The 25,387-nt window shown below is 61.9% G+C and carries 27 protein-coding genes; 11 read left to right on the top strand and 16 right to left on the bottom strand.

Annotation, left to right across the window (positions count from 1 at the left end; all coding sequences use genetic code 11):
• The first annotated feature begins 59 nt into the window (after positions 1 to 59).
• Positions 60 to 1,388, top strand: a complete 1,329-nt coding sequence (locus HJD22_RS16385; protein WP_217267779.1) for an isochorismate synthase MenF — start codon at positions 60 to 62, stop codon at positions 1,386 to 1,388.
• An 80-nt stretch (positions 1,389 to 1,468) separates the two neighbouring features.
• On the opposite strand, the gene HJD22_RS16380 is transcribed toward HJD22_RS16385, so the two are convergent.
• Entirely contained in the window at positions 1,469 to 2,920 is a 1,452-nt protein-coding gene (locus HJD22_RS16380) for an anion permease (RefSeq protein WP_208656108.1), read from the bottom strand.
• 523 nt (positions 2,921 to 3,443) lie between these two features.
• Between HJD22_RS16380 and frdA the strand changes: the two genes are divergently transcribed.
• Genes frdA through menE form a run of 9 tightly spaced genes read left to right on the top strand, consistent with a single transcriptional unit; the run spans position 3,444 to position 12,440 of the window.
• The gene (gene frdA, locus HJD22_RS16375; protein WP_208656109.1) at positions 3,444 to 5,228 is read left to right on the top strand and encodes a fumarate reductase (quinol) flavoprotein subunit; all 1,785 of its coding nucleotides are present in this window, start codon (positions 3,444 to 3,446) and stop codon (positions 5,226 to 5,228) included.
• Positions 5,225 to 5,956, top strand: a complete 732-nt coding sequence (locus HJD22_RS16370; protein ID WP_208656110.1) for a succinate dehydrogenase/fumarate reductase iron-sulfur subunit — start codon at positions 5,225 to 5,227, stop codon at positions 5,954 to 5,956. Before frdA ends, HJD22_RS16370 begins: the two co-directional genes overlap by 4 nt.
• Positions 5,957 to 5,965: 9 nt before the next feature.
• Positions 5,966 to 6,364 carry a fumarate reductase subunit C gene (locus HJD22_RS16365; protein ID WP_217267778.1) on the top strand — a complete coding sequence of 133 codons (399 nt, stop codon included), beginning with the start codon at positions 5,966 to 5,968 and terminating at the stop codon, positions 6,362 to 6,364.
• Positions 6,361 to 6,738 (top strand): fumarate reductase subunit FrdD, encoded by a 378-nt coding sequence (frdD, locus tag HJD22_RS16360; RefSeq protein ID WP_208656111.1) that lies wholly within the window; start codon positions 6,361 to 6,363, stop codon positions 6,736 to 6,738. Before HJD22_RS16365 ends, frdD begins: the two co-directional genes overlap by 4 nt.
• 39 nt (positions 6,739 to 6,777) lie before the next feature.
• Positions 6,778 to 8,484 (top strand): 2-succinyl-5-enolpyruvyl-6-hydroxy-3-cyclohexene-1-carboxylic-acid synthase, encoded by a 1,707-nt coding sequence (menD, locus tag HJD22_RS16355; RefSeq protein ID WP_208656112.1) that lies wholly within the window; start codon positions 6,778 to 6,780, stop codon positions 8,482 to 8,484.
• The gene (gene menH, locus HJD22_RS16350; protein ID WP_208656113.1) at positions 8,474 to 9,262 is read left to right on the top strand and encodes a 2-succinyl-6-hydroxy-2,4-cyclohexadiene-1-carboxylate synthase; all 789 of its coding nucleotides are present in this window, start codon (positions 8,474 to 8,476) and stop codon (positions 9,260 to 9,262) included. Before menD ends, menH begins: the two co-directional genes overlap by 11 nt.
• On the top strand, positions 9,243 to 10,103 hold the full coding sequence (gene menB / locus HJD22_RS16345; protein WP_208656114.1) for a 1,4-dihydroxy-2-naphthoyl-CoA synthase: 861 nt from the start codon (positions 9,243 to 9,245) through the stop codon (positions 10,101 to 10,103). Before menH ends, menB begins: the two co-directional genes overlap by 20 nt.
• Positions 10,103 to 11,053, top strand: a complete 951-nt coding sequence (gene menC / locus HJD22_RS16340; protein ID WP_208656928.1) for an o-succinylbenzoate synthase — start codon at positions 10,103 to 10,105, stop codon at positions 11,051 to 11,053. Before menB ends, menC begins: the two co-directional genes overlap by 1 nt.
• The gene (gene menE / locus HJD22_RS16335) at positions 11,046 to 12,440 is read left to right on the top strand and encodes an o-succinylbenzoate--CoA ligase (RefSeq protein ID WP_208656115.1); all 1,395 of its coding nucleotides are present in this window, start codon (positions 11,046 to 11,048) and stop codon (positions 12,438 to 12,440) included. The genes menC and menE overlap by 8 nt, the downstream gene beginning before the upstream one ends.
• 6 nt (positions 12,441 to 12,446) lie before the next feature.
• On the opposite strand, the gene HJD22_RS16330 is transcribed toward menE, so the two are convergent.
• The 12 genes from HJD22_RS16330 to HJD22_RS16275 all read right to left on the bottom strand — a co-directional run bounded on the left by HJD22_RS16330 (position 12,447) and on the right by HJD22_RS16275 (position 21,786).
• Entirely contained in the window at positions 12,447 to 12,782 is a 336-nt protein-coding gene (locus HJD22_RS16330; protein ID WP_208656116.1) for a PilZ domain-containing protein, read from the bottom strand.
• 61 nt (positions 12,783 to 12,843) lie between these two features.
• Positions 12,844 to 13,824 (bottom strand): DNA polymerase III subunit delta', encoded by a 981-nt coding sequence (locus tag HJD22_RS16325; RefSeq protein ID WP_248730293.1) that lies wholly within the window; start codon positions 13,822 to 13,824, stop codon positions 12,844 to 12,846.
• A gap of 2 nt (positions 13,825 to 13,826) precedes the next feature.
• Entirely contained in the window at positions 13,827 to 14,480 is a 654-nt protein-coding gene (gene tmk, locus HJD22_RS16320) for a dTMP kinase (RefSeq protein ID WP_208656118.1), read from the bottom strand.
• Between the two features lie 24 nt (positions 14,481 to 14,504).
• Complete coding sequence (gene mltG, locus HJD22_RS16315; RefSeq protein ID WP_208656119.1) at positions 14,505 to 15,506, bottom strand: endolytic transglycosylase MltG; 1,002 nt, start codon at positions 15,504 to 15,506, stop codon at positions 14,505 to 14,507.
• Between the two features lie 13 nt (positions 15,507 to 15,519).
• On the bottom strand, positions 15,520 to 16,359 hold the full coding sequence (gene pabC, locus HJD22_RS16310) for an aminodeoxychorismate lyase (protein WP_208656120.1): 840 nt from the start codon (positions 16,357 to 16,359) through the stop codon (positions 15,520 to 15,522).
• 3 nt (positions 16,360 to 16,362) lie between these two features.
• Complete coding sequence (gene fabF, locus HJD22_RS16305; RefSeq protein ID WP_208656121.1) at positions 16,363 to 17,601, bottom strand: beta-ketoacyl-ACP synthase II; 1,239 nt, start codon at positions 17,599 to 17,601, stop codon at positions 16,363 to 16,365.
• Between the two features lie 234 nt (positions 17,602 to 17,835).
• Entirely contained in the window at positions 17,836 to 18,069 is a 234-nt protein-coding gene (acpP, locus tag HJD22_RS16300) for an acyl carrier protein (protein ID WP_016414620.1), read from the bottom strand.
• A 114-nt stretch (positions 18,070 to 18,183) separates the two neighbouring features.
• A complete protein-coding gene (fabG, locus tag HJD22_RS16295) occupies positions 18,184 to 18,927 on the bottom strand; it encodes a 3-oxoacyl-ACP reductase FabG (protein ID WP_208656122.1) in 744 nt (247 codons plus the stop codon).
• 49 nt (positions 18,928 to 18,976) lie between these two features.
• Complete coding sequence (gene fabD / locus HJD22_RS16290; protein WP_208656123.1) at positions 18,977 to 19,921, bottom strand: ACP S-malonyltransferase; 945 nt, start codon at positions 19,919 to 19,921, stop codon at positions 18,977 to 18,979.
• A gap of 59 nt (positions 19,922 to 19,980) precedes the next feature.
• Positions 19,981 to 21,021 carry a phosphate acyltransferase PlsX gene (gene plsX, locus HJD22_RS16285; protein ID WP_208656124.1) on the bottom strand — a complete coding sequence of 347 codons (1,041 nt, stop codon included), beginning with the start codon at positions 21,019 to 21,021 and terminating at the stop codon, positions 19,981 to 19,983.
• Between the two features lie 36 nt (positions 21,022 to 21,057).
• Positions 21,058 to 21,228, bottom strand: coding sequence for a 50S ribosomal protein L32 (rpmF, locus tag HJD22_RS16280; RefSeq protein ID WP_009099300.1), 171 nt, complete (start codon positions 21,226 to 21,228; stop codon positions 21,058 to 21,060).
• A 30-nt stretch (positions 21,229 to 21,258) separates the two neighbouring features.
• Positions 21,259 to 21,786 (bottom strand): YceD family protein, encoded by a 528-nt coding sequence (locus tag HJD22_RS16275; RefSeq protein ID WP_208656125.1) that lies wholly within the window; start codon positions 21,784 to 21,786, stop codon positions 21,259 to 21,261.
• A gap of 152 nt (positions 21,787 to 21,938) precedes the next feature.
• On the opposite strand from HJD22_RS16275, the gene HJD22_RS16270 reads away from it, so the two are divergent.
• A complete protein-coding gene (locus HJD22_RS16270) occupies positions 21,939 to 22,520 on the top strand; it encodes a nucleoside triphosphate pyrophosphatase (RefSeq protein WP_208656126.1) in 582 nt (193 codons plus the stop codon).
• Positions 22,521 to 22,547: 27 nt separating this feature from the next.
• On the opposite strand, the gene sppA is transcribed toward HJD22_RS16270, so the two are convergent.
• The 3 genes from sppA to rluC are packed head-to-tail and all read right to left on the bottom strand — an operon-like array spanning position 22,548 to position 25,267.
• On the bottom strand, positions 22,548 to 23,636 hold the full coding sequence (gene sppA, locus HJD22_RS16265; protein ID WP_208656127.1) for a signal peptide peptidase SppA: 1,089 nt from the start codon (positions 23,634 to 23,636) through the stop codon (positions 22,548 to 22,550).
• A gap of 18 nt (positions 23,637 to 23,654) precedes the next feature.
• Positions 23,655 to 24,305 (bottom strand): HAD family hydrolase, encoded by a 651-nt coding sequence (locus tag HJD22_RS16260; RefSeq protein ID WP_208656128.1) that lies wholly within the window; start codon positions 24,303 to 24,305, stop codon positions 23,655 to 23,657.
• Positions 24,306 to 24,319: 14 nt separating this feature from the next.
• Positions 24,320 to 25,267, bottom strand: coding sequence for a 23S rRNA pseudouridine(955/2504/2580) synthase RluC (gene rluC, locus HJD22_RS16255; RefSeq protein WP_208656129.1), 948 nt, complete (start codon positions 25,265 to 25,267; stop codon positions 24,320 to 24,322).
• Between the last annotated feature and the right edge of the window lie 120 nt (positions 25,268 to 25,387).

Raw genomic sequence — 25,387 nt, 5'->3', positions numbered from 1 at the left:
TGTATAGAGATAGCAATGGTTTTTAGTTGGTTTGGAAACGATCGTTATGTCACCATTACATGATTACTATTACACCCTCCTCCGACGACACGATGCTAGCAATAAAGAAACGTCTGGCCGAACTTCGCGGACAAGCACCGCATGGCTTCGTTCGATTGACCATGTCGATAGCGATTGCTGACCCCTTGGCGTGGCTCTCGCTTCAAGTGCTGCTCCCGCGCCTTTATTGGCAAGGGCGCGAACCGAACGCCTCTCAGTATGCAACTCTCGGCTGCGTGCATGAGATCACTGATCCCACTCGCTTGAACGAGCTGGGTTTGCTTGAGTCTGGTGGTGCCCTACGCTACTTCGGAGGGCTCGCCTTCGATCCTACCGACACCCGCCAATGGCCAGCCTTCGGCGGTTGCCGTTTCTTGCTACCGAGAATCGAACTGATGCGGCAGGGCGATTTGGCACAGCTCAGTCTCAATCTGCTGTTCGACTCAACCAACCACGAGGCCGAATTGGCAGCAGCTGAGACGGCCCTGGACGCCATCCGCCCCGAACGCCCACTACCAGGCTGGGAGCCGATCTCATTCACTCGTCACGACCGGCCGGAACCCTCAGAGTGGGCGGAGTGGGTGAATGAGATCATTCAGCCCGCCTTCCAGTCGCATACGCAAAAGGTCGTACTCTCTCGCGAGAGCCGCCTGGTCACGCATCAGCCGATAGACCCCTGGCAGCTGCTGCATCATTGGCAAGTCCGCAGCCTCGACTGTTTTCACTTCGCTTATCAATTCTCCCCTGCTGACACCTTCATCGGCTGCTCGCCGGAGCGGCTCTATCGGCGTGACGGCAGACAGCTCCTTAGCGAGGCCCTCGCCGGCACCATGCGACGCAGCGGGGATACCGCTCTTGACCATGCACTGGCGAGCGTCCTGCACAGCGATACCAAGAACCGTCATGAAAATCGGATAGTGCAGGCGGATATCTGCAGACGTCTCGCCCCCCTCTCCCGCGACATTCGCTTCAGCGAGCCTCATATCTTGAAGCTGCGACTGCTACAGCACTTGCGATGCGATATCGAAGCCGAGCTACTCGAGGAGGTAGCGGACTGGCAACTGCTCAAAGCCCTGCACCCCACCCCAGCGGTGGGCGGCATGCCACACGAGCATGCGCTTGATTTCATTCGCACCCATGAGGCCCATGCACGCGGCTGGTATGCGGGAGCCTGCGGCATCATGAGCCGCGAACATGCGGAGTTTACCGTAGCCATTCGTAGCGCCCGGGTCACGGCCAACGCCGTGAGCCTGTTTGCCGGTGCCGGTATCGTCGAGGGCTCGGAGCCTTACGCCGAGTGGCAGGAGCTCGATACCAAGATCGCCAATGTCATGTCGATGTTGGGATGATTCACATGCAAGGCTGCCCCGGTCCTGACGGTTTGGCTGTCAGGCCGGGGCGTTGTGAAGATACGTCAAGGTAAGAATACTTACAGGATGAGCAGTAACCAGGGCACGCCCACACCCAGCCAGACGATCAGGAACAGCAGGCCGAAGATGGCCCCAAGGCGCCACCACAGCGGCCCGGGCAGGTAGCCGCTACCGTAGTAGACGGGACTCGGTCCAGTGCCATACGGGGTGAGGATACCCATGAAACCGAGAGTCGGCAGCAGCATGAGCACGAACATATGCATGTCGAGCCCCACGATCCCCGAGGCCGCCGCCAGCATCACCGGCAGCAGTGCCGTGACATGGGCAGTGACACTGGCAAAGAAGTAATGCAGCAGATAGAAGATCGCGGTCAGCGCAATCATCGCGATCAGCGGATCGAAGTGGCTGATGCGCGCCCCCACCACACTGCCGAACCAGCCGACGAAACCGACCTGACTGAGCCCGCCGGCCAGCGCGACGAGGGTCGCGAACCACACAAAGGTGTTCCAGGCGGCACGATTATCGAGAATATCATTCCAGGTGATGATGCCGAACAGCAGCATTGCACAGATCACGATGAGCCCCACCAGTGAGGCCGAGATTACATCGCCTGCGAATATCCACAGCAGCAGTGCCATGACCACCAGGCCGACCAGCAGCATCTCATTGCGGGTCAACCTGCCCAGTGTCTCGAGCTCTCCCATCGCCCAGTCGGAGACCGCGCTGCCTGACTTCACTTCCGGCGGGCACAGCCAGTAGCAGAGCAGCGGCACGACCAGGAGCAGCAGGATACCCACCGGTGCCACCGCCATGAACCACTCGCCCCAGCCGATGCGAATCCCTGTAGCGGTCTCGGTTAGTGCGATGGCGAGCAGGTTGGGCGCCAAGGCGGTCAGGAACAACGAACTGGTCACGCAAGTGGAGGCGATGGCGGTCCACATCAGAAAACTACCCATGCGCTTCATGCTGGGATCGTTCGGATGCGAGTCGTATAGGCCAGGCAGGTTGCGCAGTACTGGATAGATGGTGCCGGCACTACGCGCGGTATTGGACGGAGTGAAGGGCGCCAGGATGGTATCGGCGATCATCACCGCATACCCCAGCGTCAGCGTCCGCCGCCCCATTGTCTTGACCAGCCACAGTGCAATGCGCCGTCCAAGCCCGGTCTTCTCGTAGCCCAGAGCGAACATGAAGGCACCGAAGATCAACCATACGGTGGCGTTGGTGAACCCCGACACGGCCCATGAGAAAGCGCTGTTGGCCGCATTGAACCCTGGGGCCGCCAACTGCTCGGGGGAGTAGAGCACCCAGGGCGACAGCAAGGCGATCAAGGTGACACCCATCAAGCCAATCACGGCCCCCGGCAACGGTTCGAGGATCAACCCAACGACACAGCCGAGGAAGATGGCGAAGAAGTACCATGCATGGGGCGGCAGACCATCGGGCACCGGCAGTATCGCCACGACGAAGGCCACCATGAGAGGTGAAAGCAGCTTCAGTAGAGAGTTCATTTTTACGTTTCCACTTTTGCAGCGAAAGAGTCGTTATAGGAAGAAGCTTCACGCCGCCGCGTCGTCCCTCGCCCCCGCTCCTCCCTTAACAGGCAGATGGATCGGCGCCACAAGAATGTAAAGAGCTGTTCACTCTTCCAACAGCGGTTACTAATCATCCTAGCCATGTGGGCCGCTACCGGCAAAGCGCGCTCGCCTTTATTTGAAAAAATCTTGCTGCAAGGCAAATTTCCGTACTTATTGTCGTTGAGTACATGGTGGCCGCCTCTTGGCTATGTCAAACTCATTTCAAGGGCCATGCGGAATAGTTGTCAGCCACAGAATTCATTGAACACACGGGCATATCCATCACTGTCATCATTTGCCATATTTTTGACATCTAATGAAAGGTTATAGTGAGCGACCGCGCCATACCGACATGGCCTTTTGCCCATTCATCACATATTGTTGAAATGGCAAGGATGAAGTTCGCTCGCGGCGTTCGGGACTGTTGCTTAATGTTACTACACTGGTGAGAGAGATCATGTGCCATCAGGACTTTGATATCGTCATCGTGGGCGGAGGCGGCGCCGGGTTGCGCGCCGCGATTGCCGCCGCCGAAAGTGCCAAGCAACAGGGTAACCCACAACGCATCGCGCTACTGTCAAAAGTCTATCCCATGCGTTCTCATACGGTAGCGGCGGAGGGGGGAGCCGCGGCCGTGACCAGCCCCGAGGATACGCTGCAAGCCCATTTCGACGATACCGTGGCCGGTAGCGACTGGCTGGCCGAGCAGGGCGTGGTCGACTACTTCGTGAAACACGCCCATCGAGAGCTGGTGCAGATGGAGCGCTGGGGGTGTCCATGGAGCCGTCAGCCGGATGGCTCCATCCAGGTGCGTCGCTTCGGGGGCATGAAAACCGCGCGTACCTGGTTTGCCGCCGACAAGACCGGCTTTCACATGCTGCACACCCTGTTTCAGACCTCGCTGAAGTATCCCGAAATCGAGCGCCTGGATGAGTACTTCGTCATCGACATCGCAGTCGTCGACGATGCCGTGGCAGGTGTCATTGCCTTGGAAGTGGCGACAGGCGCGCTGACTCTTCTGCGCGCCAAGTCGGTGATTCTGGCTACTGGCGGGGCGGGACGTCTGTTTCGATTCAATACCAATGCGGGCATCGTCACCGGCGACGGCATGGCCATCGCCTATCGCCATGGGGTAGCCCTGCGCGACATGGAGTTCGTCCAGTATCACCCGACCGGGCTGCCCGGCTCGGGCATCCTGATCACCGAGGCGTGCCGGGGCGAAGGCGGGGTGCTATTGAACAAGAACGGCTATCGCTATCTGCAGGATTACGGCCTGGGACCGGAAACCCCGCTGGGCGAGCCGCAGAACAAGTACATGGAACTCGGCCCCCGCGACAAGCTCTCCCAGGCATTCTGGCAGGAGCAGAAGGCAGGACGTACTGGCAAATACGCAGACAGCGACGTGGTCTTCCTCGATCTGCGCCACCTGGGCCAGGCTTATCTGCATGAGCGCCTGCCCTTCATCTGCGAGCTGGCCAAGTCCTATGTCAATGTCGATCCGGTGAACGAGCCAATCCCGATTCGTCCGGCGGTGCACTACACCATGGGCGGCATCGAGACCGACGCTCAGTGCGAGACGCGCATCAAGGGCCTGTATGCCGCAGGCGAGTGCGCCTCGGTCGGGCTGCACGGTGCCAACCGCCTCGGCTCCAACTCCCTGACCGAGCTGCTGGTGTTCGGGCGTCTGGCAGGTGAACAGGCGAGTCGTCGGGCGAGCGAGGTCGCTTTCAGCGATCTTGCCATCCTGCAGCAACAGCCCCAGGCGCAAGCCGACAAGTTGTCTCAACTGTGCGATGCCAGTGGTGATGAGAGCTGGGCTGAGCTCAAGCGCGAGCTGGTGCAGAGCATGGATAGCGGCTGCGGTATCTATCGTGAAGCCGACGCCATGCAGACGACGTTACAGACGATCCGCGAGCTGCAGGCGCGTTATCGTAATGTCCGGCTACAGGATCGCAGCCAAGCCTACAATACCGACCTACTGCAGTGTCTCGAGCTGGGCTTTGGCCTGGATATCGCTGAGGCGAGCTGTCTGGCAGCGCTTGAGCGCAAGGAGTCCCGCGGCGCCCATCAACGCCTCGATGAGGGCATGCAGACGCGTGACGACGTCAACTTCCTGAAGCATAGCCTGGTCTTCTCAAGCAGCGAGGGACCCGCGCAATTGCACTGGCAGGAGGTCGATATTCGCTTTTCCGCCCCCGCCGAGCGGGCCTATGGCGATGCGGCGAAAGGAGCGCAGAAATGACCACCAAAAAGCTCACTATCCAACGCTACCTGCCCGAGCAGGGCGAGGCTCCGTTCTGGCAGGATTATGACGTCCCCTTCGATGACGGCACATCGCTGCTCGATGCGCTGAATTACGTCAAGGAGGAGCTGGATGGCACGCTGAGCTATCGCTGGTCGTGCCGCATGGCGATCTGCGGCTCCTGTGGGGTGATGGTGAATGGCATCCCCAAGCTGGGCTGCAAGACCTTCGTGCGTGAGTACGCCGGAGATCTGAAGATCGAGGCTCTGGCCCACTTCCCGGTGCAGAAGGACCTCATCGTCGACATGACGCTGTTTCTCGAACATCTCTCGGCGGTGCAGCCCTACCTGATCAACGATTCGCAAGAGAAAGAGGGTGAGAGCGACGACACCTTCAAGCAGACGCCGGCGCAACTGGCCAAGTACAAGCAGTTTTCCAATTGCATCAATTGCGGCCTCTGCTACTCCGCCTGCCCACAGTTCGGGCTCAATCCCGAGTTTCTCGGCCCTGCGGCCCTGGCTCTGGCGCACCGCTATAACCTGGACAGCCGCGATCAAGGCAAGGCGCAGCGCATGAAAGTGCTCAATACCCATGACGGGGTCTGGAGCTGCACCTTCGTTGGCTTCTGCTCGGAAGTCTGCCCAAAGCATGTGGACCCGGCGGCGGCGGTCAATCAGGGTAAGGTCGAGTCGGCCAAAAGCACATTGATCGCGCTCTTCAAGGGCTAGGGGGATAGCATGGCCAAGCAGATGGGGTATTTACCCGAGCTGAAACGCAACTGGTGGTTGAAGCATCGCTTCTTCATGGCCTACATGGCTCGGGAGGCGACGGTGGTGCCATTGGTATTTTTCGTCCTCTCGCTGATAGCGGGGCTGTTCAGCCTGCTGCAGGGACCCGAAAGCTGGCAGGGCTGGCTGCAATTCATGCAACACCCTCTGGTAATGGGAATCCACCTGCTGGCGTTCGCCGCCAGCCTGTTTCACGCCTGGACGTTCTTCCAACTCTTTCCACGCGTCATGCCCGTCAGGCTCGGCGAGCGCGCCATTCACGCCAGTTGGATGATCGCGGGACAGTGGCTGGGCGTCGTCGCCGTTCTGATATTGTTTGCCTGGGTCTTTGGGGGGGGAGCGTCATGAACAAGCAACCGTTCAAGGGTGGCAAGGCGATCGACGAGCCGCTTTGGTGGGCCATGTTCAGTGCCGGGGGGGTCTGCTTTGCCATTTTCGTGCCAGCCGCGATCCTGTTCATCGCACTCCTGATACCGAGCGGACTGCTGTCACCCGACGCGCTGAGCTACGCACGCGCCCAGTCGCTGACGTTCAGTTTGCCAGGGCTGATATTCATTGGTGCAGTCGTCTGTCTGCCCCTATTTCATGCAGCGCACCGTATCCGTCATGGCATGCATGATCTCAAGCTGGGCAATGATCACGTGAACAAGCGGCTGATGTATGGGGGAGCTGCCCTGCTCAGCGCAGTGGCGCTGATTGGCTTCGCCTTCGGGGTCCTGTGACACACTCAATCACTGTCAGGAGCCACCCTCAGGAGTGCCATGTTTCCGTTCAACCATGCCACCTTCAACCATGTCTGGTCTGCCCTCATCCTAGAGGAGCTGTACCGTCACGGGGTGCGTGACATCGTTCTGGCGCCCGGCTCGCGCTCATCACCACTGACCATGTCCGCCGCTACCCACTCAGGTTTCAGGCGTCATGTTCACTTCGATGAGCGCGGGCTAGGCTTCATGGCACTCGGCATCGCCATCGGCAGTGGCCGCCCCGTCGCGCTCATCACCACCTCGGGCACGGCGCTGGCCAACCTCTACCCCTCAGTCGTCGAAGCACGGCTGAACGACATTCCCTTGATTCTATTGACGGCGGATCGGCCGATCGAGGCGATCGACAACGGCAGCAACCAGGCCATCGACCAGGAGGGCTTCTTTGGCCGCTATGCGGTTTTCGAGCGAAACCTACCAAGCCCCACCCCGGCAATTCCCGCCGCCTTCGTGCTGAGCGTCATCGATCAGGCGCTGGCCACCCAGCGTCACACCCCGGGCCCGATTCACGTGAACTGCCGTTACTCCGAACCGCTCTACCCTGGGGCACAGAGGGCCGACACCAGCGACTACTTGCGCCCCCTGGGTGACTGGCCAACCAGCGCGCAGCCCTGGTCACCATGGGAGATTCCGCACCGCTCCTGCTCGACTCAGCCGGATTGGACGGACTTTCGGGCGCGGCGCGGCCTGATCGTGGCCGGGCGTATCGATACTCCGCAAGAGGCGCACAGGGTGGCGCAACTTGCCGAACGCCTCGGCTGGCCCTTGATTGCAGACCTGCAGAGTCAGCTGCGATTCGATGCCGGCACGCTACTGCATACCGATCTCGCCCTGCTCGACGTCGCGTTTACCTCCGAGCTTGCCCGCGCCGAGGTACTGCTCCAGTTCGGCGCAAGAGTCATCTCCAAGCGGCTCGCTGCCTTTATCGCAACCCATCCGTGGCACGATTACTGGCTTGTCGATCCCTCCCCCGCCCGGCACGATCCCGACTACCGAGTTCGGCGGCGGCTGGTGGCTCAAGCCAGCGACTTCGCTTCGGCCAATCTCGCTGAGCGCGAGCACACCCCTTGGCATCGGCTTACCGAGCTGCATGCCCGGACCAGCCTGGCGATCGAGAAAGCCTGCCAAGAGCTCTCGGAGCTTGGTGTCTGCCACCGCCTGAACCATCTGATCATAGGCCAGCTCATGGTCGGCAACAGCCTACCCGCACGCCTGATGGATATGCTGGGAAGCACCGGACGGGGGCCCAGCCGGGTCATGCTCAACCGGGGCGCGTCCGGGATCGATGGCCTGATCGCCACGGCATGCGGCTTGGCCGCGACGCGTCGCGAGCCCACCACCCTACTGCTCGGCGATCTGAGTGCCCTGCATGACCTCAATAGCCTGGCACTGCTGCGCAAGGCGCAGGCTCCCCTGGTGGTGATCCTGCTCAACAACGATGGCGGCAGCATCTTTCGCTTATTGCCGGTACCCAGCGACAACAACCTGCTCGATAAGTACTACCGCCTTCCACATGGATTGGATTTCGCGCATGCCGCGGCGATGTTCGGTCTTAAGTACGTTGCTCCGAGCAGCCTTGCCGAGTTCGATGAGGGCTACCTGAAGGCCCTGGAGGGGGGCGTTACCCTGATCGAGGTGCGGCTGCCCAGCGAGCAGATAAGCGAAGATCTTGCAAGACTCAAGGACACGATCACCCATGCCCGATAGAGGTCCGACTCCCCTCGTCTTTCTGCATGGACTCCTGGGCGATCGAGAAGAGTGGCAGAGCGTCATGGCGAGCCTGTCCGAGCGCGAGTGCCATGCCCTGGATCTGCCGGGACATGGGAAGCAAAAGGCACTGCGCATCACCTGCTTCGGCGAGGCCCATCACTGGCTGTGCAAGGAACTCATGCGACGTGGCGTTACCCGCTATCGTCTGGTGGGTTACTCGCTCGGCGGGCGACTCGCGCTCTACCACGCCAGCCGTCGCCCCGAGGGCCTTGAAGGCGTGTTGCTCGAAAGCAGTCATCCCGGCCTGCCGCGTTTCGAGCGGGCACAGCGCCTTGCGCATGACGAGAGTTGGGCAAAGTGCTTCGAACAGGCACCTCTTGCCGAGACACTGGCCGACTGGTATCGACAGCCGGTATTCGCCGACCTCGGCCCTATCGCACGGGAGCAGCTGATAAAGCAACGCCTGGACAATGACCCGCAAGCAGTGGCATTCATGCTGCGCGCCACCTCCCTTGGCCACCAGCCGGACCTCAGCGCCTGGCTGGCCCGGACGACACTACCGGTAGGCTATGTCACCGGGCATCGCGACCATAAATTCCAGCAACTCGCGCAGCGAGTCGACTTGCTTGGCGACACGATACGCCACTGGACCCTGGAGGGGGGACATAATCTGCATGCAAGCCAGCCCGAACGGTTTACCCAAGTACTGCGCGAGTGGCTCCACCTTACCGACATTCAGAATGAACGGAGTAGACATGATAGAAGCGTTGAGTGAGGCGGAACTCTATACCCCCGTGGAATGGCAAAACCATTCGGCGGGATACGAGGACATCCTCTACCACAAGGCCACCGATGGCATTGCCAAGATCACTATCAACCGCCCCCAGGTGCGCAATGCCTTTCGTCCGCGCACCGTCAAGGAGATGCTCCAGGCGCTGACCGATGCCCGCTACGATGAGCGGATCGGTACCATCATTCTCACCGGTGCCGGCGACAAGGCGTTCTGCGCCGGCGGTGACCAGCGCATTCGTGGCGACTATGGTGGCTATCAGGATGACGAGGGCATACATCACCTCAATGTGCTCGACTTCCAGCGCGATATCCGCACCTGCCCGAAGCCGATCGTGGCCATGGTCGCCGGTTACGCGATCGGCGGCGGCCATGTGCTACATATGATGTGCGATCTCACCATTGCCGCCGACAACGCCATCTTCGGCCAGACCGGGCCCAAGGTCGGCTCCTTCGACGGAGGCTGGGGTGCTGCCTACATGGCCCGCATCGTCGGTCAAAAGAAGGCCCGCGAGATCTGGTTCCTGTGCCGTCAGTACGATGCGCACCAGGCCCTGAAAATGGGCCTGGTCAATAGCGTCGTTCCCCTGGCTGAACTCGAGCGTGAGAGTGTGCGCTGGTGTCGTGAAATGCTGCAGCACAGCCCGATGGCGCTGCGCTGTCTGAAGGCAGCGCTCAACGCCGATTGCGATGGTCAAGCGGGGCTGCAGGAGCTGGCGGGCAATGCCACGATGCTATTCTACATGACCGAAGAGGGGCAGGAGGGACGCAATGCCTTCAATGAGAAGCGCCGCCCCGATTTTTCGCGCTACAAGCGCAACCCGTGATGGCTGCTGCCCTCTATAGCTATCGGCTGCCCCTGATCCAGCCCATGCAGCTTCAGGGCCAATGGCAGATGGAGCGTGAGGGGCTGCTGGTGCGCATCGCTGATGGTTGGGGAGAAATTGCCCCCCTGCCAGGCTTCTCTGGCGAGACGCTGGCAGAGGCTGAACATGACGTTCGCGCCTGCCTTGGCCAGTTGGCGGAGGATCGCGAACCGACCACGTCTCTGCCCTCGGTGCAGTTCGGGCTCGATTGCGCACGCTACTGCTGGCCTAGGCTGGACACCCCTCCGTCTCTTCCTTATCCCCTGCTGCAAGGCACGCCGGATGAGGTGATCCAGCAGGCCGCGCAAGAGCTCTCTCGCGATACGCTCAAGGCCAAGCTCAAGGTCGCCCGCTATCCAATGGAGGAGGAGCTGCGCCTGATTGCCAGGCTCCATGCACGCTACCCTTCGCTCAGGCTGATATTGGATGCCAACCAGGGCTGGAGCCGTGAAGAGGCCTTGCGCTTCTGCCAGCGTGCGATGGTCAGCGCCATCGAGTACCTGGAAGAGCCCTGCACCTCCTTTGCCGATACGGCTCATGTCGCCGGCGCAAGCGGTATGCCGGTCGCCCTTGATGAAACCCTGGCCCAGGACAAGGCCTGGCGGCCAATCCCCCAGCTCAAGGCACTGGTGCTCAAGCCGATGCTGATCGGCTCTCTTGCTCGCTGCCAGGCGCTGGTCACCCAGGCAAAAGTGTTCGGACTTCAGCTGGTGGTCTCCTCCTGCTTCGAGTCGAAGCTCGGCCGGGGCCAACTGGCTCGTCTCGCGGCTCAATGGGCGCCGGGCCAGGCGCCGGGGCTCGGTACCGCGCCCTGGCTCGCCCAGGATATCTTCGACGAGCACGGCAGGCTCGACCTCGAACGACTCACGCTTCTTTACTCCAGCTGCACGGAAGGAAGCTCGCATGATTAGTGAAACGATCACATCCTGCCCGGTTCGTTATTGGGCGACGCTGGCGCCAGCCCAGCAGGCGATGCGAGGCCCGCAAGGCACGCTCAGCTATGCAGACCTCGACAGGCGCATCAATGGTGTGCAACGCCAGTTGACCGGCGCCGGACTCAAGGACGGCGATCGTCTTGCGGCCGTGATCAGTGGCGCCGTTGAGGATGTCCTGCTGGCCTGGGCCTGCCTGCGCAACGGTATTGTGTTGTGCCCGCTCAACCCCGCCTTTCCAACGGCCAGACAGGCGTCACTTGCCGCCAAAGTCGAGGTCGAGGCCTTCCATTCGATGCAGCCGGTACCTCCCGGCCCGTGGCAAAGGCTGACTGTCGACTTCGACTCTGCCTGCGATAGCCAAGATGACGCGCCGTGGCATCCCGAGAGAATCAGCAACCTGATCCTGACCTCGGGGTCCAGCGGCGCCCCCAAGGCAGTAGCCCACCGACTCGCCAACCATCTCGCCTCGGCTCGTGGCTCCGCCACGCTGATCCCACTCGATCGCGACAGTGCCTGGCTGCTCTCACTGCCGCTGTTCCATGTCGGCGGATATGCCATCCCCTTTCGGGTATTTCTGGCAGGCGCGACACTGGTGCTGGATGACCGTGCCACGCCATTGAAACAGCGTCTGGAGCGCGACGCCATTACCCACCTTTCACTGGTACCCACGCAGCTCTGGCGATTGCTTGCCGAGGGGTGGGACCCTGGCCGTACGCAACTACGCGAACTGCTCTTGGGAGGCGCGGCCATCCCCGCCCCCTTGGTGGAGCGAGTTCGCAAGTTGGGGCTGACACCCAAGGTGAGCTATGGTCTTTCTGAAATGAGCAGCCAGGTCTGCACCGGCACACCGACCGCCCCGGGCGTGGTGGGAACGCCTCTGCCGGGCCGCCAGGTAAAGATCGAGCAGGGCGAGATCTGCGTCCGTGGCGAGACTCTATTCGCCGGCTACCTACATGAAGCGCGATTGGTAAGTGCACTTGATGAACAGGGCTGGTTTCATACCCGCGACAAGGGGCACATCAACATGCAAGGCGAGCTGGTGGTGGAGGGGCGTCTCGACAATATGTTCGTTTCGGGAGGCGAGAATGTCCAACCGGAGCTCATCGAACAGCGATTGGTCGATCATCCAGCCGTGCTCCAGACGATCGTGGTCGCCGTTGCCGACCAGCAGTGGGGAGAGCGCCCGGCGGCGTTCATCGCCTGGCACCGCGAACCGCTCTCCGGCCGAGAACTCGAGGCATGGCTGCGTGAGACGCTGCCAGGCTACATGGTGCCCCGGCTGTGGCTACCCTGGCCTGCCGACGAAGCGGGCCTCAAGCCCTCTCGCCAGCGTCTTGCAGCCTTGGCGAAGCGGGCTACCTGACGCTGCCTAAAGGGTAAAGGTGGGCACGCCCTTGTCCAGCTGACCGGCCAGGTGCGTTTCGATACGATCACGCACGGCCTCATCCTCGGCACGAAAATGGATGCCGATGCCCGGCATGCGCCGCCCGGAAACGCCGGGAGGCGAAATCCATACCACCTGACCGGTCACCGGTAGCCGCTCGCTCTCCCCCGGCAATGTCAGCAGCACGAATACCTCCTGCCCTAGCTGATAGGGCTCGCGGGTCGGCACGAAGATTCCTCCGCGCTCGAGCGAGGGCATGTAGGCCGATAGCAGCGTGGCGGCACTATCGATTTTCAATGACAACGCTTTCTGTCCGGCCATGATGCGCTCCTGGGCAGGTATGAGACAGTGATGTGCCTCTGGTTGTTGGCACGATCCTACTTCAGGATCTGAGCAGTGCCGACCAGCGTATCAACCAGGCTTCGAGTACCAACTGAGGGTTGGGATTGCCGCCGACTGCAAGTAGACGACGCTGCTCACGGGCGTAGTCGAGCAGCCGGAACCAGTCATGCGCACGACCGTTCTTGACCGCCTGCCGATACAGCGGCATCAGATCAGGGTTGCGCAGGCGCTGGGTATCGCCCGAGAGGCCCAGTCGGATCAGATCCTCGAGCCAGGCAATACCGTACCATAGGATGGTTTCCACCGAATGGCCATTCAGGCGGGCGGCTTCGGCCACCGGCTCGGCCCCCCGTACCAGGGCGTCGAACAGCTCGTGAAGCTCCTGACGCAAGGCGCGCGCGTCGGCATTGGCCAGTTCACGCGCCAGTAGCGGCAACCCGCCGGCCACCTTGAGCCAGAAAGTCGCCTCGTCGCTGTCTGGCAGGTACGTAGCGAGCCAGGCTTCGCTCTCAGCGGCAGGGGGTAGGGCAAGGCTCCAGTGCTGACAGCGCGAGCGAATGGTGGCCAGCACTCGTGATGGCGTATCAGAGAGCAGCAGGAATAGCGTATTGTCTCCCGGCTCCTCGAGACTCTTGAGCAGCGCGTTGGACGCAGCCACGTTCATCGCCTCGGCAGGCTGCAGCACGATCACCCGCGCCCCCCCCTGCTGGGCCGTCTGGGTGACGAAGGCATTGACCTCGCGGATCGGATCGATACGGATTTGACGGCTCTTCTCGGCGGGCGAGACACGCAGCAGATCGGGATGATAGCCCGAGGCGAGCATGGCACAGCTGTGACACTGGCCACAGGCGGTATCGCCCGGCGTCTGGCACAGGCTGCGGGCGATCAGCGCCTCGGCAAGCTCCTGCTTGCCGATCCCATGCGCCCCCGAGATCAGCAGGGCATGGGGCAGCCGCCCCGACGTCTGCTGCTCGACGAGCCGTTGCCACTGGCGTGTTTGCCAGGGCAGTGGCGATGCCATGTTCACCGCCATGAGGCGACCTGCTCGGCCAGGCGTGCGCCCAGTTGGGCCTGAACCGCTTCCAGACTGCCGCTGGCGTCGATCACCGCTACACGCGCCGGATCGCTCTGGGCGCGGGCCAGATAGGCGGCGCGCACTGCCTGGAAGAACTCGCCACGCTCACGCTCGAAGCGATCGAGCCGTTCTCCCCGATGGTCGAGGCGCGCCGCCAGGCGTATCTGGGCCGCATCTACTGGCATATCCAGCAGCAGGGTCAAGTCCGGGCTCAGCTGTTGTTGCACCAGCCGTTCCAGCGTGGCGATATGGTCGGTATCGAGACCGCGGCCGCCGCCCTGATAGGCGAAGGTGGCATCGGTGAAGCGATCGCACACCACCCAGACCCCTCGCTCCAGGGCTGGACGGATCTTCTGGGCCAGATGCTGGGCGCGGGCGGCGAATATCAGCAGTAGCTCGGCGGTGGCATCGAGGGGCTCTTCGCAGGCGGGATCGAGCAGCAGTTCACGAATCGCCTCGGCGCGTGGCGTTCCTCCCGGCTCGCGACTCGACACGACCTCGATGCCGCGCGCCGTCAACCAGTCGCAGACCCACCCCAGGTTGGTGCTCTTGCCTACCCCCTCGCCCCCCTCCAGGGTAATGAAGCGTCCTCGACTTATCATCTCTCTCCCGGCTGCCATTCTGGGTTAGCGGTTGCGAATGTAGCGATTCACGGCGTTGTTGTGCTCACGTAGGGTACGCGAAAAGTGGTGAGTACCATCGCCACGCGATACGAAATAGTACGTATCTCCCGGCAGGGGATTGACCGCCGCCTCGAGCGATGCCCGCCCCGGCATGGCGATCGGCGTGGGTGGCATACCGGGAATGACGTAGGTGTTGTAGGGCGTGGCTTCTTGCAGATCGGCACGCGTGATGCGCCCTTCGTAGCGCTCGCCCATGCCATAGATCACGGTGGGGTCGGTCTGCAGGCGCATGCCGGTTTCCATGCGCCGCTTGAAGACGCCGGCGATCTCGCGGCGCTCCTCGGGCGCGCCGGTCTCGCGCTCGATCAGCGATGCCATGATCAACGCTTCGTAGGGCGTCTCGATGGTCAGGTCGTCGTCGCGCTCGGCCCACACCTCGTCAAGCGTCACCTGCATACGCCGATGCGCCTGGCGCAGGATCTCCAGGTCGCTCACCCCCTTGTGATACCGGTAGGTATCGGGAAAGAACCACCCTTCAGGATATTCCCCTTCGCTACCCAGCAGCGTCATCACCTCCTCGTCACTGAGATCCGCAGTACGCTGTTCGAGCTTGGGTGCCGCTGCCAGCAGCGTGCGCATCTGGCGAAACGTCCAGCCCTCGGGAAAAGTCAGTGGATAGGTGACCACCTTGTCACTGCCCAACAGTGCGAGCAGCTCGCGGCCACTCATATCGGGCTCGAGCATGTACTCGCCAGCCCGCAACCGCGGGATGGATTCCGGTTCGAGCCGCGTCAGGGCACGGAAGGCCCAGTCGTCGGCAATGATCCCGCGGCTTGCCAGGTCACTCACCACCCGGTTGTATCCAGCGCCGCGCGGCACCTCGTAGAGGGTCACTTCGTCAAGGACAATCGGCGCATCGAATCGCGACTCCCAGTAACGATACCCCCCCCATGCACCCAGCGCGGCAAGAAGGATCAAAATCAACAGGACTTTCACTACGCGCATTGCGCCACCTCGGTCATTCTTGCTCGGTCATTTGCATCGGCGCAGGGTATCCCAGCAGCGGCTGAGCAATATGCTGCAGATCGCGATGGAGCGTACCGATTTGCCAGCAGCGCCGGGGCCTGCCCTCGCTTTCGACAAGCTCAATCACCGGCCACAGCCCCTGCAGCGAATTGCCCAGCCACACCGCCTCGGCACGTTCGAGTACCTCAGCGCCCACCTCCACTTCTTCGATGGGCAAGCGCGCCATCAGTGCCTGGCGCAGCGTTCCTGCAACGCCGCAGCCATCGAGACGCGGCGTTTCCAGTCGCCCTTCGCAAGACCAGAACAGGTTCATGCAGGTCGCCTCGATCAACCGGCCCTGCGTGTCGCATAGCAAGCCTTCGGCAATGGCGGTATCGCGCCACTCCTGCCGGGCCAGCACGTTCTCGAGCCGATTGAGATGCTTGAGCCCGGCCAGAACCGGCTGAATCGACAGCGCTAGCCGACAGAGACGCACCGTGACACCCTCCCGCCAGCGTTGCTCGCTTGGAAGAAAGGGCGCGAATTGCCAGCCCAGCCGTGGCTCGCCAGCGTCAGGGGGAAGATAGCCTCGCCCCCCGCTGCCCCGGGTGAGTATCAGTTTGAGCGATACCAGCCCAGAGCCGCCCTGACCGGGTAGCGCGTCGAGTCGCTCGCGGGAAGGCAGCGGTATACCAAGCCGTTCGGCGCCACGCGCAAGCCGCGCGAGGTGCTCCTCCCATAGCACGGCCACCCCGTCACGTACCAGCACCGTCTCGAACAGGCCATCGCCATAAGCCAGGCCACGGTCATCGATCGGCACGGTGGTACTGGCTTCCGGTGAGCTTGACGACATGGATTAAACCCGGGCGAAGATCAGCGATCCATTGGTGCCACCGAACCCGAAGGAGTTGGAGAGTGCCGCCTCGATCTTCATCGGCCGCGCAGTGTGCGGCACGTAGTCGAGGTTACACCCCTCCTGAGGCGCATCCAGGTTGATGGTGGGAGGCGCCACTTGATCGCGAATTGCCAGTACGCTGAAGATCGCCTCCACGGCCCCGGCTGCCCCGAGCAAGTGACCGATCATCGATTTGGTGGAGCTCACCGCCACCTGCTTGGCGCTGCCACCCATGACCCGCTCGATGGCGCGGCTCTCGGCCAGGTCGCCGGCAGGCGTGGAGGTGCCATGGGCATTGATGTAGTGAATGCGCGTGGTGTCGATACCGGCATCGCGAATGGCGTTGCTCATGGCGAGTGCAGCGCCGCGCCCATCTTCCGGCGGCGCCGTCATGTGGTAGGCATCATCACTCATGCCGAAACCGACCAGCTCGGCATAGATGTTGGCGCCACGCGCCTTGGCATGCTCATACTCTTCGAGCACCATCACGCCGGCACCGTCAGAGAGCACGAAGCCGTCACGATCGCGGTCCCAGGGACGGCTGGCCGCCTGTGGGTCGTCATTGCGCGTCGACAGTGCCCGCGCCGCCGAAAATCCGCCAAGACCCAGCGGTGTAGTGGCCATTTCAGCACCGCCACACAGCATGACGTCGGCGTCACCGTAGGCAATGGTACGGGCACTGTAGCCGATATTGTGGGTGCCGGTGGTGCAGGCAGTGGTAATCGCGATATTGGGGCCACGGAAACCGTGTTGAATGGCCAAGTTGCCGGAGATCATGTTGATGATCGAACCAGGCACGAAGAACGGCGAAATGCGCCGCACGCCGCCCTTGTTCATGGCGTTGTGGTTTTGCTCGATCATCGGCAAGCCTCCGATGCCGGAACCGATGGCCACCCCGATCCGGTCGGCGTTCGCCTCGGTGCACTCGAGCCCCGAGTCCTCCATTGCCTGGGCGCCGGCAGCCATACCGTACTGGATGAACAGATCCATCTTGCGCGCTTCCTTGGGGTTCAGGTAAGGGCTGATATCGAAGCCCTTCACCGAGCCGCCAAACCGCGTATTGAATCCACTGGCATCGAAGTGTTCGATACTGGTAATGCCGCTCTTGCCCGCCAGGATACTGTCCCAACTCTCCTTGACAGTGTTACCCACCGGCGTCACCAGACCAAGTCCGGTCACCACGACCCTTTTACGAGGCATCAGCTCTCCTCCCGACTACCTGATGGCACGGCTACGCTCGATCTCGCGCGCGCCGCATTTGCGCGCATTATACCTGAACACATTGCTCATGTGCGCCAGCATTGGGCGCCCCTTTCGCCGTCGACACACAGATGACATACAACAAAAAAAAGGAGCCGCTCTGTTACCAGAGCGGCTCCTTTTCGTACTAATGCATGGGTGTCTAATTCAGCACCGCATGCGTCACGTCACGCATTACTGATGAGCGTTGACGTAGTCGATCGCTTCTTGAACGGTAGTGATCTTCTCCGCTTCTTCGTCGGGGATTTCAGTATCGAACTCCTCTTCGAGCGCCATCACCAGCTCGACGGTATCCAGAGAATCGGCGCCAAGGTCTTCGGTGAAGGAAGATGTGTTCTGAATATCCTCTTCCTTGACGTTCAGACGCTCCGCTACCACTTTCTTCACGCGCTCTTCGATAGTGCTCATTATGTGGTCACTCCAATCGTTCAAAATAGCCGTTCGAAATCCGCTAGCCCAAAAGCTGCGGGGTAGTTTATAGACCACCCCATGCCGACGCAACATAAGCGACGGCATGCGGCGTCAGCGCATATTCATGCCACCGTTGACCTGCAGGGTTTCACCAGTAATGTAGCCCGCCGCATCGCTGGTCAGGAAACCGACCACCGCAGCGATCTCTTCCGGCTTACCAAGTCGTGCAAGCGGGATTTGTTTCAGTAGCGCCTCGTGCTGGGCTTCGGGTAGTGCCTCGGTCATGTCGGTGGCGATAAAGCCCGGCGCGACCGCATTGACGGTAATATTGCGCGACGCCACCTCGCGTGCCAGCGCTCGTGAAAAGCCCTCCATGCCGGCCTTGGCCGCAGCATAGTTGCTCTGCCCGAGATTGCCCATGGTCGCCACTACCGAGCTGATACTCACGATACGTCCGAAGCGCTCCTTGGTCATGCCCCGCAGACAGGCTTTGGTGACACGGTAAACGGACTTGAGGTTGGTGTCGAGTACCGCATCCCACTCCTCTTCCTTCATGCGCATCAGCAGGTTATCGCGGGTAATCCCGGCATTGTTGACCAGGATCGTGACCGGGCCGAACTCATCGCCGACCGACTTGACCAGCGCCTCGACACTGCTCTGGTCGGTGGCATCCAGACAACGACCAGTCCCCTGAATACCCTGCGCCTTGAAGTCGGCATCGATACGGGCAGCGCCCTCTTCACTGGTGGCGGTACCGATAACCACACGCCCTTGGCGCCCCAACTCATGGGCGATGGCGCGACCAATACCTCGGCTGGCGCCTGTCACCAGCGCCACTCTCGCTTCGCTCGTCATAGCATCTCTCGATGAATCGTCATACCGGTCGTCTCTGAGCAACGCAGACTCAGGACTCTCTTGCCAACTCCAGTGCGGCCACCAAGCTGTCCGGGTCGTTGACCGCGAGCCCCTTTGAACCACGAGCAATACGCTTGTTAAGGCCAGTCAGCACCTTGCCGGGGCCGCACTCGATAAAGACCTCAGCCCCCTGTTCGATCATCGCTTCGACACACGATGTCCAGCGCACCGGCTGGTAGAGCTGCTCGACCAGGCGCGTACGTAGGGTAGCGATATCGGCGTGCGCCATGGCGTCGACATTTTGCAACACGGTGTAACGTGGCGCACGCAGCTCTATCGCGTCAAGTGCCTGTGCCAAACGCTCCGCAGCGGGTCTCATCAATGCACAGTGCGAGGGCACCGACACCGGCAGGGGAAGCGCACGCTTGGCCCCCGCCTCCTGACAGCGAACGATGGCCCGTTCGACAGCCGCCGCACTGCCTGCGATGACGACTTGGCCAGGGGCATTATAGTTGACCGCCGACACCACTTCATCCCCTGCGGCCTGAGCACAGGCGTGCTCCACGGCCTCGTCTTCAAGACCCAATATCGCGGCCATCGCCCCACTACCCGCCGGCACCGCCTCCTGCATCGCCTCTCCGCGCAGTTTGACCAATTGCACTCCCTCGGCGAAGGACAATACGCCAGCGCATACCATGGCGCTATATTCGCCCAGGCTATGGCCGGCCATGACTGCGGGACGAGGTCCTTCCAGCTCCTGCCAGACGCGCCAGATGGCGACACTCGAGGTAAGCAGCGCTGGCTGCGTGCAGGCCGTGGCGTTGAGCACCTCTTCAGGTCCCTCCTGAACCACATGCCAAAGGTCGTAGCCAAGCGCTCCCGAGGCTTCTTCGAAGGTGGTACGCACTACACTGTAGCGTTCGGCCAGCTCCCGCATCATACCGATATGCTGGGAGCCCTGCCCGGGGAACAAGAGGGCCAGGGATTGAGTCATGGCATCTACCTCTGGGTATTGAATTCGTCGTATCGACGGGAATCGATTTCGCTAACGTCTCACCCGCCCGCGACCGAGACGTTAGCGCACCGCGACCTGCCCAACTCGTGCTCCAGATGAGTCGGCAGCGCCTGGCTGACCTCCTGCATGGCTCGCTCCACGGCAAAGGAGAATCCCACCTCATCCGCCCCGCCGTGACTCTTGACCACAATGCCCTTGAGTCCTAGCAGACTGGCGCCGTTATAACGCACCGGATCCAGCTGACCCTTGAGCCGCCGCAGCGCCGGTCTTGCCAGCCACCCTACCAGCCGACTGCCCCAATGGGCCTCGAAGGTCTGCTGCACACGCTCCATCAACATGCGTGCCAACCCTTCGCTTGCCTTCAGCACGGCATTGCCGACGAAGCCATCGCAGACCACCACATCCACCTTGCCGGAGAAGAGCCCGTCCCCCTCCACGAAGCCAAGGTAGTTGAGATCGGCGTATCCACACAGCAGCGTATCGGCGCCCCGCACACTGGCACTGCCCTTGGTCCCCTCGACGCCCACATTGAGCAGCCCCACCCGTGGCGCGACAATACCATCGAGCCGGCTCGCCATGACCGAGCCCATCAGCGCGAAATCCACCAGCCGCTCAGCACTCGCCTCGACATTGGCACCCAGGTCGAGCAGATAGCAGCGTCCGCCATCCCGGGTCGGGATGGCAGTACTGATTGCCGGGCGAGGAATTCCCGCCACGGTCCCGAGCTCGCGGCGTGCCCATGCCATCAGCGCGCCCGTGTTGCCGGCGCTCACCCCTGCCTCGGCATCCCCCCGGGCAACGCAGGCGAGCATCATGGCCAGGCTGCTCTGAGTCCCTTCACGCAGCGCGCGCGAGGGCTTCATAGCCTGGGAGACGATGTCTTGGGCATCGACCAGGGTAAGGCGTGAACGCACCTCATGCATGGATTGCGGCAACGCCGAAAGCTCGGCCGACAGCACCGAGTGCGGACCGAACAGAAAGGCGCTGAGGCTAGGATTGGCGAGCAGCACGCGTACTGTGCCGAGCACGGTGGCGCGGGGACCCAGGTCCCCGCCCATCGCATCGATGGCGATTCGCACGATTAGCGGGCAATGTCCGCCATATAGGATGGCGTCTTAAACTTCGACGACCTTGCGACCACGGTAGAAACCGTCCGGCGAGACATGGTGACGCAGGTGGGTGGTGCCGGTTTCCTTGTCTTGGGACAGGGTCGGGGCGCTCAGCGCGTCGTGACTACGGCGCATGCCGCGCTTGGAACGGGTCTTGCGGTTCTGTTGAACTGCCATGAGTTGATACTCCAGTGCATCGATAATGAATCAGGGTTTGCCTTTCAACTTGCGTAGCACATCGAAAGGGCTTGCGGCGGGCGTTTCCGATGCCTCGGCTGGCGCTCCGCTGTTCAGCTGGTCGCGAGAGACGCGACACTGCGCCTCATCGTGGTAAACCACCTGAGGCAAACTGAGGATCAGTTCATCCTCAAGCACACTCAGGAGATTCAGCTGTTCGTTTTCCACTAATACCGGCTCAAGAGAGCTGGGCAGATCGGCGGCCAAGGTATCGCTACTCACCATGCCGAGCTGAAAATGGCTCTCCACTGCCATCGGCATCGGCTCGAGGCAGCGTCGGCACGGCAGTTGCAGGTCGGCCTGCATCCAACCTTCGATAACCCGCCTGCCCTGGGCGTCAACGGAAAAGTCCAGTCGCACCCTGGCATCGCCTTGCTGCGGGCCAACCTCATCGGCCAGACGCGTCAAACCATCGAGGGCAACCAGCCCCTCGAGACGTTCGGCATTGGCGGCAAGCCGGTAGGGCTCAACCTGCAAGGGAAGTCGTGTCGTTAACATAGGCGCGCAATGATAGGCACTCGCCAAGCCCCTGTCAAAGCGCGTGTAGCGACTCATTGCCACTTCTTTATCATGCAATCTGTACAAGCGGTTCGCCAAGCGGGCAGACTGCGAGTGCCTCATGACCTCAGGACACCAAGGAGATAACCGCTATGCCACGTCTGGTCCTGGCCTCCAGCTCGCCCTGGCGGCGCCAACTGCTCGATCGTCTGGGTGTGGCGTATCAGCATGCCAGCCCCGAGATCGACGAGACGCCGCAGGCAGAGGAAACGCCCGAGACACTAGTGCATCGCTTGGCGCTTGCCAAGGCCCAGCGCCTGACCGAACGCTTTCCGGAGCATGTGATCATCGGCGCCGATCAGGTCGCGCTGTTCCAGGGTGAGATTCTCGGCAAGCCAGGCGATGAGGCCGGCGCACGCAAGCAACTGCTGCGTTTTTCAGGGCAGCGCGTGCGCTTTCTTACCGGCCTTGCAGTCATCGATACCGCCAGGCACTGCCATCGCGTCTGCCACGAACGCTATGACGTACTCTTTCGCAAACTTAGCGAAGCGGAAATTGCACGCTATGTCGAGCGTGAGCGCCCGCTGCAGTGCGCCGGCAGCTTCCGCATGGAGGGGCTTGGCATCGCGCTATTCGAGAGATTCGAAGGTGATGACCCCAACACCTTGATAGGACTGCCACTGATACGCCTGTGCGCACTGCTGCGCGAGGTGGGAATCGACCCGCTGAGTTGAATCCCGCCCCGCTCTTCAGGTAGCCGCTCAAGGCAGCTGATAGCGCACCGGTGAGTGGGCACTGGGAATACCCAGCCAGTCGGCGGTCACCCGCCCAAAATGGCGGGTCAACCGCTCGAAGGGGTCCAGGCTCGGTGTATAGTCGCGCAGGCGCGTTTCGCCGAACAGCTCCCGCGACAACCCATCCAGACTGTTGATCTCGTCGACCAGCCCCAACTCGATGGCCTGCTCGCCGGTCCAGATAAGGCCAGAGAAGAGCTGGTCGTCCTCGCTCAACCGCTCGCCTCGCCCGGCCCTCACCGCCTCGATGAACTGACGATGAGTGGTATTCAGCACATCCTGCCAGAACAGGCGTTGATCAGGGTCGATCGCGGCAAAAGGATCAAGAAACGCCTTGTTCTCGCCAGCGATGAAGACTCTGCGCTCGATTCCCAGGCGCTCGATGGCTTCCTCCAGCCCAAAGCTTGCAAAGACCACCCCGATCGATCCCACCAGGCTCGAGGGCGCGACGAAGATCTCGTTGGCGGCCGCGGCGATATAGTAGGCACCGCTCGCTCCCACATCCTCGATCACGGCGAATATCGGTTTGTCCCCCTCGTCGCGCAGACGCATGATCTCGTCATAGATGCGCTGCGACTGGACGGGGCTGCCACCGGGGCTATTGATATGCAGCACTACGGCAGCGGCGGCATCGTTATCCCACGCCCGGTTCAGCCCTTCGATGATACGTTCGGCGTTGGCTGGCGAATCGCTATCGATCACGCCATTGACCTCCACTACCCCCAAATGCGCCTCGGTGGGCCCCGCATCGCGCTGCGCACCGAACAGACCATATAGCGTGAAGCCCAACGGCAGCAGCAAAATGAGCAGGAATGCAAAGCGGAAAAACAGCTTCCAGCGCCGGCTTCGACGCTGCTCAGCCAGCACCCCACCAATCCAGCGATCCATCGTCTCGAGCTGCTGCAGACGCTGGCGCTCGCGCAGCGTATCGGCATCGTCATGACGTCCTCCCGCGGCGGCCCTTGCCGCATCAGCTCGCTGACGCCTAACCTCCTCGGGGGTCAGCTCGGGCCCCTGGGTCCAGCGGTCATCCTGTCTATCGTCATCGTTACTCATCGTCACCCTGCCAAGCGGTCAAGAATGGAGCCAATCGATCAATTCGGGAAAGGCATCGGTTGAGAAGATCGGCGCGCAGGCCGCCAGCCGGGCGCGCTCATGCACCCCATAGGTGACCGCCACCCGATCCATGCCCAATGCCCGCGCCATCTCCAGGTCGTACTCGGTATCGCCCACCATCAACGCCTCGCTGACATCGACGCCGGTCTCGGCCAGGAGTTCCTCGAGCATCTGCGGATGCGGCTTGGAGCGCGTCTCGTCGGCAGTACGGCTGGCATGAAACCAGGCACCGCTGCCATTGGCGGCAAATACACGCTCTAGCCCTCGCCGACTCTTGCCGGTGGCGACCGCCAACCGCAGCGATGAGCTCTCCCTGAGTCTTGCCACGCCGGCCTCGACGCCCGGAAAGAAGGACAAGGGGGTCTGCTCGGCCGCCACGAAATGGTGACTATAACGCGACCTCAGCGCGTCGGCCTGCTCGCTGGCAATGCCTGGGCACAGCCTGGCGATCGCCTCGGGCAGGCCTAGGCCGATGATGTCGCGTACCGCTTCGCGACTCAGCGCCCCCCACTGGACGTCAAGCGCCGCCGCCTGCATGCAGGCAACGATACGCGCTTCGGAATCCATCAGCGTGCCATCCCAATCGAAAATCACCAGTCGGTAGCGCATCCGATCCTCTCGTCCTAGGCTTTCTGGCGAGCGCGGGCAAGTACCGCCTCGAGCTCTTCACCAAGAGGCGCCTTGATATGTACCGGTCGACCACTGTTGGGCTCGGGAAAAGTCAGCGCCGCTGCATGGAGGAACAGCCGCGAGAGTCCCAATTGCTCCGCCTGACGCTGCCCCTCACGCGAGCCATACTTGTCGTCGCCAAGCAGCGGGTGTCCGGCATGCGCGGCATGCACGCGTATCTGGTGGGTACGACCAGTGACCGGCTCCGCCTCCACCAGCGTGGTGCTGGAGAATGTTTCGCGCACCGCAAATCGGGTCCGCGATATCTTGCCGTCGGGGTCGACCCGCACCCGCCGCTCGCCGTTACCCGCCTCGTAGCGATCCAGGCGCGCACTGATATAGTCCCGCTTGTCCGGCCAGCGCCCGGCAACCAGCGCCAGGTACTGCTTGTCCATTTGGCGCTGCTTGAGGGCATTGTTGAGTGTGAGTAGGGCCGGACGCGACTTGGCGAGCAACAGGCAGCCCGAGGTATCGCGGTCGAGCCGATGCACCAGCTCCAGAAAATCGAGATCCTCGCGAATCTGGCGCAGCGCCTCGATCAGGCCGATCTTGACCCCGCTGCCGCCATGCACGGCAAGACCGGAGGGCTTATTGATCACCAGCCAGTCCGGCCCCTCGACCAGCACGCTCCCCGCCAGCAGGTTGCGCAAATTGTCGCTGACGTCGCGCACCGCCTCCTCGGGCGCGAGCCGCAGCGGCGGAATGCGAACCATGTCGCCCATCACAAGGCGATAGTCGACCTTGACGCGCTTCTTGTTGACGCGCACCTCCCCCTTGCGAACGATGCGGTAGATCAATGCCTTGGGCGCGCCCTTGAGACGAGTGCGCAGAAAATTGTCGATGCGCTGTCCCACCTGGCCTTCGGTGACTTCAACCCACTGTACCTCACGCCCTTCGGCCATAACGCCACTCCGTCACTTACCTCATTAAGCCGCGCATTGTAGCGCACCCCGACCGGCTCGGCGTCAATTGCCGCTCACCCTTATTGCTGTTATATTTCTGGTTCGCTTGAATGGGTCACT

It is taken from the genome of Halomonas sp. TA22 (assembly GCF_013009075.1).
Lineage (GTDB): Bacteria > Pseudomonadota > Gammaproteobacteria > Pseudomonadales > Halomonadaceae > TA22.
This window is presented reverse-complemented; position numbering and strand designations above follow the sequence as displayed.